This window comes from Xanthomonas sp. SHU 166 (assembly GCF_000364685.1).
Classification (GTDB): Bacteria; Pseudomonadota; Gammaproteobacteria; order Xanthomonadales; family Xanthomonadaceae; genus Xanthomonas_A; species Xanthomonas_A sontii.
This window is the reverse complement of the sequence record NZ_AQOJ01000249.1, coordinates 1-7,157: the sequence shown is the minus strand read 5'-3', so window position 1 is coordinate 7,157 and position 7,157 is coordinate 1. Positions and strand designations below refer to the sequence as shown.

8 protein-coding genes and 1 pseudogene are annotated in these 7,157 nt (G+C 70.0%); 6 read left to right on the top strand and 3 right to left on the bottom strand.

Features of this window, described 5'->3' with window-relative positions:
- The 6 genes and pseudogenes from D180_RS22505 to D180_RS08080 form a co-directional block, all read left to right on the top strand.
- Positions 1 to 417, top strand: a pseudogene (locus tag D180_RS22505) (hypothetical protein); the annotation flags it as partial.
- Positions 414 to 1,007 carry a hypothetical protein gene (locus D180_RS08100; RefSeq protein WP_017912398.1) on the top strand — a complete coding sequence of 198 codons (594 nt, stop codon included), beginning with the start codon at positions 414 to 416 and terminating at the stop codon, positions 1,005 to 1,007. The pseudogene D180_RS22505 and the gene D180_RS08100, both read left to right, overlap by 4 nt.
- Positions 1,008 to 1,253: 246 nt before the next feature.
- Complete coding sequence (locus D180_RS08095) at positions 1,254 to 2,072, top strand: APH(3') family aminoglycoside O-phosphotransferase (protein ID WP_017912397.1); 819 nt, start codon at positions 1,254 to 1,256, stop codon at positions 2,070 to 2,072.
- 82 nt (positions 2,073 to 2,154) lie between these two features.
- On the top strand, positions 2,155 to 2,964 hold the full coding sequence (locus D180_RS08090; RefSeq protein ID WP_017912396.1) for a M15 family metallopeptidase: 810 nt from the start codon (positions 2,155 to 2,157) through the stop codon (positions 2,962 to 2,964).
- Positions 2,961 to 3,557 carry a hypothetical protein gene (locus tag D180_RS08085; protein ID WP_017912395.1) on the top strand — a complete coding sequence of 199 codons (597 nt, stop codon included), beginning with the start codon at positions 2,961 to 2,963 and terminating at the stop codon, positions 3,555 to 3,557. Before D180_RS08090 ends, D180_RS08085 begins: the two co-directional genes overlap by 4 nt.
- Positions 3,558 to 3,685: 128 nt before the next feature.
- Entirely contained in the window at positions 3,686 to 4,216 is a 531-nt protein-coding gene (locus D180_RS08080) for a hypothetical protein (protein WP_150411129.1), read from the top strand.
- A gap of 125 nt (positions 4,217 to 4,341) precedes the next feature.
- On the opposite strand, the gene D180_RS08075 is transcribed toward D180_RS08080, so the two are convergent.
- The 3 genes from D180_RS08075 to D180_RS08065 form a co-directional block, all read right to left on the bottom strand.
- Positions 4,342 to 4,713, bottom strand: coding sequence for a DUF423 domain-containing protein (locus D180_RS08075; protein ID WP_017907695.1), 372 nt, complete (start codon positions 4,711 to 4,713; stop codon positions 4,342 to 4,344).
- A 101-nt stretch (positions 4,714 to 4,814) separates the two neighbouring features.
- Positions 4,815 to 5,981, bottom strand: a complete 1,167-nt coding sequence (locus tag D180_RS08070; protein WP_017907694.1) for a polyketide cyclase — start codon at positions 5,979 to 5,981, stop codon at positions 4,815 to 4,817.
- Between the two features lie 456 nt (positions 5,982 to 6,437).
- Positions 6,438 to 7,079 (bottom strand): response regulator transcription factor, encoded by a 642-nt coding sequence (locus D180_RS08065; protein ID WP_017907693.1) that lies wholly within the window; start codon positions 7,077 to 7,079, stop codon positions 6,438 to 6,440.
- Positions 7,080 to 7,157 lie beyond the last annotated feature (78 nt).

The following is a 7,157-nucleotide window of genomic DNA, read 5'->3' as shown; positions in this document are numbered from 1 at the left end:
CAGCGGCAGGCGGCGCTGGCCGAGCTCGAGCGCCGCGTGGCCAAGGTCCGCGGCAGTGGCGAGGTCGCGCGCAGCGATTCGCCATTGGACGTACCCGCCACCTATTGGCGCGCGATCGAACAGGTCGATCCGGTCGCCGACGTCCGCGCGCTCGGGCCGATGCCGGTGCTGTGGCTGCAGGGCGAGCGCGATTTCCAGGTCACCGCGCCGGACTGGCAGCGGTGGCAACAGGCGCTGGCCGACGATCCGCATGCCACCCTGCACCGCTACGCCGCACTGAACCACCTGGGCATCGCCGGCAGCGGCGCCCCCGGACCGGCCGAGTACGCCACGCCCGGCCACGTCGACCCGGCCCTGATCGCCGATGTCGCGACCTGGGTGCGCGCCCTGCCCGCCAGCCATGGAGCCGCACCATGAGCCGGCTGCGCTCCACGTCGCCCTCCCCGGCACGGCGGTATCCGGTGGCGCCGGCGCATCGGCTGGGCCTGGCCTTGTGGCTGTGGCTGCCACTGCTGCTTGTCGCCGCCGTGATCGGTGGCTTCGCGTTGCACGCCGCACGGCCTGGCGCGCTGTGGTGGCATTTCGGGCTGCTGGCGCTGATCGGCGTGGCCGGCACCGCCACCTTCGCGCGGCAGCGCGTGCTGCTGCACGAGGGCCTGGTGGAAGTGCGTGCGACGTTCCTGACCAAGCGCGTACCGCTGGCCGCGCTGCGCCTGGGGGACGCGCGCGTGATCGCGCTGTCCGAGCACACCGGCTTCAAGCCGGCCTTGAAGCTGCTCGGCTTCGGCTACCCGGGCTTTCATGCGGGCCACTACCGGACCCGCGATGGGCACAAGGCGTTCTGCCTGATCACCAGCGATCGCGTCCTGGCCGTTCCGCTGCACGCCGGCGGCTGGCTGCTGCTCAGCGTCGAACACCCCAGGCAAGTGCTGCAGGAATGGCAGACACTCGCGGCGCAAGCACACTGCGGCGAAGACACGCGCGGCACGGCGCGCCGCATGGCCTGAGTCCGGCGGGCCTCGCCGCGTCGGTCGCTGCTGCGACCGGCCGCGCAGGGCACGACATGCTGCGCGGTGCGGCAAGGTCTCGCCGCGCGACGCGCCCGATCCGTGGAGCACACCGCGTCGAGCGTTCTGGCGTACGCGAAGCGATATATGCTGGAACACCAGCCACGCGCGTCCTCGTCGCCAGCCGCGCGCGTCGCCACGACGGCGACGACGCCGCCTCCACATGACGCCTCAAGGATCGGTCCGATGGACCACACCGCGCCCCGCGAGACTCCCGCCACCGCACCGGCGCTGCCGCCGACGCTGTCGGCGCGGCTGCACGGCCTGCACTGGCACCGCAATCTGGTCGGCGAAGCCGGCGCCATGGTCTATCGGCTCGGCGGCACCGGCACGCCGGACCTGTACCTCAAGCGCGGCACCGGCGCCTCGCACGACGACGTGGTGGACGAGTTCGCGCGGCTGCACTGGCTGCGCGGAACGGGCTGCGTGCCGCGCGTGCTGCATTTCGAGGCCGACGCCGCCGGCGCGTGGCTGCTGAGCGAAGCGCTGCCGGGCAGGACCGCCTACCAATGGCTGCAGGACGCGCCCGCGCAGGCGCAGCGCATCGTGCAGGCGCTGGCCGAGTTCCTGCGCCGCTTCCACGCCACGCCGATCGATACCTGTCCGTTCGACGCCACTCACCCGCTGCGCCTGGCCGCTGCGCAACGCCGGCTGCAGGCGGGCCTGGTCGACACCGAGGACTTCAACGCCGCGCGTGCCGGCTGGTCGGCGGAGGCGGTGTGGCAGGCGATGACCGCGCTGCTGCCGCTGGCCAGCGAGCGCGTGCTGTGCCACGGCGACTACTCGCTGGACAACATCCTGCTCGATGCGCCAGACCACGTGGTCGGCGTGATCGACCTCGGCCGCGCCGGCGTCGCCGACCCGTACCAGGACCTGGCGATCCTGGCCAGTTGCCTGGACGAATTCGACCCGGCGCTCGCCGATCGCTTCTTCGCCGCGTACGGCATCGCCACGCCGGACCTCACGCGGCTGCAGTTCCACCAGTTGCTCGACGAGTTCTTCTGAGCCGCGTCTGCCGCGTCGTGTGCAACGCGGCAGGATCGCCCCGCGACTGGCCGCCCGCGCTGCTTGGCCCTACCCTGTGCCGATGCGCACCGTCCCCAGCCTGCTGCTCAACACCGAGACCATCGAACTGCTGCCGGCCGCGCGACTGCGCGCGCGCAGCAACGCCGACGCGCGCCAGCTCGCGCAGGCGACCTGGCTGCTGCGGCGCAAGCACGACGGGCGCTACCTGGCGACCGCGAACGCACACGGACTGCACGCGCTGGTGCCGCGACTGATGCACGAACCCGGCATCGACGCGGCCCTGGATCGGCTCGACGCGCTGCCCGCACGCGGCACGATGGCGGCTGATGAGACCTGGTTGCCGCTGCACGCGCTGCAGGAGCAACTGGACCAGTTGGGCCTGGCCGCCGACGCCTACGCGCAGCGCACCGGCCTGCCGCTGCAGCCGGAACCGGCCACCCTGCACGCGGCCGGCGACGACCGCTACCGACGCCCGCTGTGGCTGAGCACCGGCGCCGCACGCGCCTGGCACGCGCTGCGCCATGCCGCCACGCGCGATGGCGTGGTGCTGGAGGCGATCTCCGGCTATCGCAGCCACGCGTATCAGCTGGGCATCTTCGCGCGCAAGTTCGCCCGCGGGCAGAATCTCGAGCAGATCCTCGCGGTCAATGCCGCGCCGGGCTTCAGCGAGCACCACAGCGGGCACGCCCTGGACATCGGCACACCCGGCGAGCCGCCGGCCGAGGAAAGTTTCGAGCGCACGCCGGCCTTCGCCTGGCTGCACGACCACGCCGGCGCCTTCGGCTACCGCATGAGCTATCCGCGCGACAACCCGCATGGCATCGTCTACGAACCCTGGCACTGGTGCTGGCAGGAGGCCGCTTGCGCATGACCCGTTCCGACACCCGCCGGCCGCGCGCCGGCACCGCCGCCTGGCGGGCCTTGACCCTGCTGGCCCTGGCCCTGCCCACCTGCGCCGCCGCGCAATGGCACGACCGGCAGGGCCAGGCGCTGCCGGACAGCGCCGAGCGCGGCCACGACAAGGCCTTCGCCGCCGCGTTGCAGATCGCCGACGACGCCGACTTCAGCGCGTTCGCGCAGGAGTGGGGGCAGACCGAGGCCGCGCATGCGCCGAACCTACGCACGATCGCGCGCGTGCAGCGCGGCCAATTGCTGCGCGTGGCGCTGCTGTACGCCGGCTGCGCGCCCAGCCCCAACAACGGCGGCGCCTGCGATGCGCAGATGAGCCTGCGCGTGCTCGGCCCCGACGGCAGCACCACCCTGCAGGACCCGATGCGGCCGCTGGGCATGGGCGGCCCACCGGCCGCCGCCGGCCTGCTGGAACTGGCGCCGCTGTCGGTGCAACTGCGTTTCGAGGACAGCGACCCGCTCGGCACCTACACCGTGCAGGTCACGGTCAACGATCCCAGCCAGGACGCGTGGGTGCGGTTGAAGGCGCAGGTGGAACTGGTCGGCGACCAGTAATAGCCGCGGCGTAGGAGCACTGCGGCCGACTCAGCCCTATCGAGATGCACCGGCACACTTTGCAACAATGAAGTTTTTTGCGGCGCTGGCCGATAACGATGTCTCGCCCAACGCAAGGATGTCGCCTCGTGCCGGAAAACCCCTATGCCACGCCACAAGCGCAGAGCGCACAAAGCGCACCACCTCTGGCGAAAGCACCCGATACCATCACACGCAAGATCGCGGTCGGTTGTATCGTTGCCTGGCTGAGCGCTGCGATCAGCCTCATCTTCGCGATCATGCAATTCGCGAATGGCAGCGTTGGCGGCGGCATCCTCTTCAGCGTCGACGTCGTGCTGATCGGGGTGTGCGCCTACGGCCTGCATCGCCATAGTAGGATCGCCGCGCTTCTGCTGGTGGGGTACTGCATTCTGGCGCGACTGATCTTGCTGGCGTCCGGCAATCTCAATGGGATGGTGCTGGGCGTGATCATCCTGCTGGTCTACTTAAGTGCTGCGCGAGGCACCTTCCAGTACCACCGTTGGCTGCAGCAGGAGCGACGCTTCCCGTCGTCGCAACGGCCAAGGGTCAGTGACGACCCGTTGTTCCGCACACGTCCACCTGAGTCCACGACCGCTGAAGCAGCCATCACGGACGTACCCGTGCCGCCAGCACACTGAAGCGACACATAGCGCCGCCGCCAGACCCACGGGCGGCAGCGCAACGCCAGGATGCGTGCTGGCGCACACCCGACCGCCGCCATCAGTTGCCTGATCCGGACTGCGAGTTTAAGCACGCCCTGAGTTCAGCGCCGCAACGCGTCCACCGCCCACAGCAGCCAGCCCAGCATCAGCGTGGTGCCGCCGATCGGCGCCAGACGCGTCGGCCACTGCGCCAGCGCGTTGCCGGCCAGGCTGCCGGAAAACAGCACGGTGCCGAGCAGCAACAGGCACAGCGCCAGGCGCCCGAGCAAGCGCTCGCTGCGGCGTCCCAGCGCCGCCAGCGCCACGCCGTGGCCGAAGGCGTACAGCGCCGCGGTCTGCAGGTGCGATTGCGCCAGGGGCTCGGCAACCCCGTGCGAGGCATAGGCGGACAGGCCGATGGACACGGCCGCCAGCAGCGCGCCGGCACTGCACAGCCAGAACGGCCCGCGCGTACGGCGATCGAACGTCAGCATGAGGGTTTCCTCCGGGAGCGCGGCAGCGTTTGCCGGCCCCATAAACAGAACGCGCCGCAAGATGCGGCGCGTTCCGGTTCACTCGTCCACCAGGGCAGGACTTACTTGATCGCCCAGTAGATGTCGTAGGTGCCTTCCGGCGTGAACGACTTGTCCACGCCGCCCTTCCAGGCTTCGTACGGACGGTCGGTCACGTCGTAGCCGCTGGTCGCGGCCCAGGCGCGCAGCGCATTGCGCGCCGCATCCAGGCCCGCCATGTGGCCGGTGTAGCTGGCGAAGGCGGAACGGTGCGCTTCGGTACGCAGGTAGGTCACCGGGGCGCCCTGCGGGATGGTCACCTTCAGCGGCTCGCCCGAGGCGGCAACCGGGGTGGCATCGACCGGCGCGGCGGCCACGTCGTCCTTCTTGTCGTCCTTCTTCTCATCCTTCTTGGCGTCGTCCTTCGGCGCGCCACCGGCACGCTTGCGCACCGGCTGGGCGACGTCGAACGCGTACTTGTCCGAGCCGAAGTCGGTGGTGACGATGCGCACCGGACCGGCCGCTTCCAGGCCGTTGGCGTCCATCACCCGCTTGATCCACTCCTGGTTGTCCTTGATGGACTTCTTGATGGAGTCGTTGTCGCGGTCGATGTTGCCGGCGTTGACCACCAGCAGGTCCTCGGCCGGGACGTCGACGACCTTCAGGTCCTTCAGCGGGGTGTCGTCGGAGCGGTAGTCCACGTTCGGCACGGTAGCCAGCACGTTGCTCAGGCGCGACAGACCCAGCTTGATGTCGTCGCCGACGTGGCGGCTGACGTACAGGCCGGCGTAACGACCCAGCAGGTCCCAACCGTACTTGACGGTGTAGTCCTGGGTGATCTTCACGTTGCGGCCGTTCTTGCCGGTCGACTCGAGCTTGAAGGTGGTGGTCTTGTCCTTGCCCTTGGTCTCGTCCTCGATGGCGATGACCACGTCCTTGTTCTTCTCGGTCGAGGTGATGGTCCAGCTACCCTTGCCGATGTAGCCCTCCTTGGAGCTGTAGTCCAGGCGCGCGCCGACACCGGATTCCGGGCCGGAGAGCTTCAGCTCGATGCGCGGGTCGCGCAGCACCAGGGGGTTCCAGTCCTTGAACCGACGCAGGCTGTTGACCGTGTCATAGACGATGGTCATGCGCCGATTGGTCTCGACGCTTTCGGACATGTGACGCTCCGAGGGCAGCACCACGCCGACAATGACGAACAGGCCAGCCACGATCCCCAGGGCGATCAGGAACTCGATAATACGGGTCATTCAGGAGGTCTCCGGGGCCGATCCCACGGCCGGGTTGATGAAGCGAAGCGCCCATCCTAGCAGGCTTCGCTGTCCGTGGTCAGCACATCACGGAATGCCGCTTCGCCCCGCGCCGCAACGGCCTTGCGCGGTGCCGGCAGCGCCGGTGCGCGCGGCGCCAGGGACGACCAGACCATTGTCCCGGCGGCGGCGGCGGACAGGCGGGCGCACCCAGGACCTGCCCGCATCGAATCGAGCAACGGCGGTACTCTCGGACAGCCAGAGGTGTCCGGGCCACGCCAAGCCGAGGCCAGACCACTTGCCTGCGCGCGACAGGCGCGACAACGCCATGCCGGCACGGTTTGCATGGCCTCCGGTGACACGGGACCCGGCCGGTGCGCGCGCGCCCCGTCTCCGCCGGCCGTCATCCTGTCTCGTTCAGACCACCTGCGGCGCCGCGCGGGGCATCCTGCTCGGTCAGACCAACTGCAGCTCGAACGCCTTCAGCACCGCACGGGTCCGGTCGCGCACGCCGAGCTTGGAGAGAATGTTGGAGACGTGGTTCTTGATCGTGCCCTCGGCCACGCCCAGCGAGTTGGCGATCTCCTTGTTGGAGAAGCCGCTGGCCATCAGCCGCAGGATCTCGGTCTCGCGGTCGGTCAGCGGGTCGGGCCGGTCCAGGCTGACGAAGTCGTTGCGCATGTGCTCCAGGCCGGACAGCAGGCGCTGGGTCACCGCCGGCTGCACCAGCGAGCCGCCAGCGGCCACGGTACGGATCGCGCCGACCAGTTGCTCCAGCGACACGTCCTTGAGCAGATAGCCCTTGGCCCCGGCCTTGAGCCCGGCCAGCACCAACTGGTCGTCGTCGAAGGTGGTCAGGATGATGGTCGGCGGCAGCGCGGCGGCGCGCGACAGCGTCTGCAGCGCCTCCAGCCCGGACATCGACGGCATGCGCATGTCCATCAGCACCACGTCGGGCAGCACCTGCGGGATCAGCTCCACCGCCTGGCGGCCGTCGCTGGCCTCGGCCACCACCTCGATGCCGCCGTCCAGCGCCAGCAGCGAGCGGATGCCCTGCCGCACCAGGGTTTGATCGTCGACCAGACACACACGGATCATCACAACACTCCTTGGGGAACGGCGGGCGGCAGCAGGGTGGCGGCGCCGGGGACCGCGGCGCGCAGGCGGAAGCCGGCA